Genomic DNA, 1,856 nt, shown 5'->3' with positions numbered 1-1,856 from the left:
TGATCCAGGAAGAGCTGGTGGGGGTGAAGTGCATGTGAAACCGGGGGTGTCTGGCGAGCCACGCCTTGATCGCGGGGGTCTTGTGGGTGCCGTAGATGCCCCTATGTTGTGTCAAGCGGCGGTTGGCAGCTCGATGGTTGCCGGTGGGCAGATGTGTCGGTAGAGCTCGCGGGCCACGTAGCGTTTCAGGCAGCGGATGATTTCACGCTTGGACATGCCCTCGGCGGTGCGTCGCTGGAGGTAGGCCTGGGTGCGTTCGTCCCAGCGTATGCGGGTCATCACGAGGCGGTAGAGAGCGGCGTTGGCCTGTCGGTTGCCGCCGCGGTTCAGGCGCCGAGGGTGGGTCTTGCCGGAGGACTGTTCGACCGGGCTGACGCCACACAAGGCGGCGAAGGATGCCTCATCCGTTAGGCGGTCGGGGTTGTCACCTGCGGCGATGAGCAGGGCGGCTGCGCTGTCGGGTCCGACGCCCACCAGGTCCAGCATCTGCGGCCGGCAGGAGCGGATGGCTATGGTGGTACGCCGGGTCAGCTCTTTGACCTCCCCGGACAGGTGCTGGATCCGCATGGCGAGCAGGCGCAAGGTGAAGACCGCTTCGCCCCGCTCGTCGGTGAGTGCTGCGCAGGTGGCGACCAGCGCTGGGTTGCTCAGCCCGGTGAGCAGGTCGCGCAGCTCGGGGTCGATGTCCAGCAGGATGGCCTTGAGCTGGTTCATCGCCTGGGTGCGGGCCTTGATCGCCGACTCCTTGGCAAGTCGCAGGACGCGCATGTCCGCCGCAGGGCCATCCGCGGTCTTGGGCGTAACCGTGGCGCGTCCCGACAAGACGGCGCGAGCTGCCGCGTCGGCGTCGACGGCATCGGTCTTACCGCGTTTGCGCCGCGTGGCGCGGTCGGGCTGGTTGACCTCGACAACATCGATACCTTCACGGCTGAGAGCCCTGGTCAATGCGGCTCCGTAGGAGCCGGTGCACTCGACACCGGCACGTCGAACGACACCGAACGACCGTGCCCAGGCGATCAGCTGGCGATAACCGGCGGCAGTGGTGGGGAACTGCTGGTGGGTGAGCGAGGCCCCCAATGTGGTGATCACGGCGGCGACGTGGACGTCCTTGTGGGTATCGACTCCCAGGATCACATCCTCGGTCAGGTCTGGGGCGTGCTGCGTGGGCAGCGTGGGCTGGGGCATACTGGTGACGGTCGCAAGGCTCCTCGGACGGGGGCTGGTGGCCGACGCCGGTCCGGTGGGCGGTCAGAACTGTGACGGTGCTTTGTGCAGCGAAGCCCCTATCGGGACACGTCCAGCGGGCCGGCGTCGGCGAGCACCACAAGGGGCCGGGGCCGACAGATCTACTCCAAGGCAGCTGAGGCCAGTTGTCGCACGGGTCAGGCTCCGGCCCCCTGCGGCACACCATGATCCTCACAGTTGTCGCAGATCAGGTGGACCTCGAGGTGTGCGGGAACCTCCTTCTCGATCTTGATCAGGAACTTCTTGAACTCCGCCGCCCGGTGACGACGGTGCAACGAGGTGATGACTTCGCCGGTGGCCACGTCGAAGGCCGCGAACAAGGTGGTCAGCCCGTTGCGGATGTAGTCGTGAGCGCGCCGCTCGGGCATGCCCGGCATTATCGGCAGGACGGGCTGGGACCGGTCCAGGGCCTGGATCTGCGACTTCTCGTCCACCGACAGCACCACCGCGCCATCTGGTGGGTTGAAGTACAGGCCCACGACGTCGTAGACCTTCTCCACGAACAGTGGGTCCGTGGAGAGTTTGAACGTGTCGGTCAGGTGCGGCTTGAGCTGGAACTTCCGCCAGATCCGGCCGACGGTGGACTTCGACAGCCCACTGCGGTCCGCCAT

General features: G+C 66.4%; 1 protein-coding gene and 1 pseudogene. Both read right to left on the bottom strand.

Features of this window, described 5'->3' with window-relative positions; all coding sequences use genetic code 11:
* Nucleotides 1-111: 111 nt before the first annotated feature.
* Nucleotides 112-1,185 (bottom strand): IS110 family transposase, encoded by a 1,074-nt coding sequence (locus ACIP98_RS42385; RefSeq protein WP_401982223.1) that lies wholly within the window; start codon nt 1,183-1,185, stop codon nt 112-114.
* A gap of 215 nt (nt 1,186-1,400) precedes the next feature.
* A pseudogene (locus ACIP98_RS42380) lies at nt 1,401-1,856 on the bottom strand (IS630 family transposase); the annotation flags it as partial.

The organism is Streptomyces sp. NPDC088354 (assembly GCF_044753585.1).
Lineage (GTDB): Bacteria > Actinomycetota > Actinomycetes > Streptomycetales > Streptomycetaceae > Actinacidiphila.
Note: the sequence above shows the minus strand (reverse complement) of the source record. Positions and strands in the feature narration are given on the sequence as shown.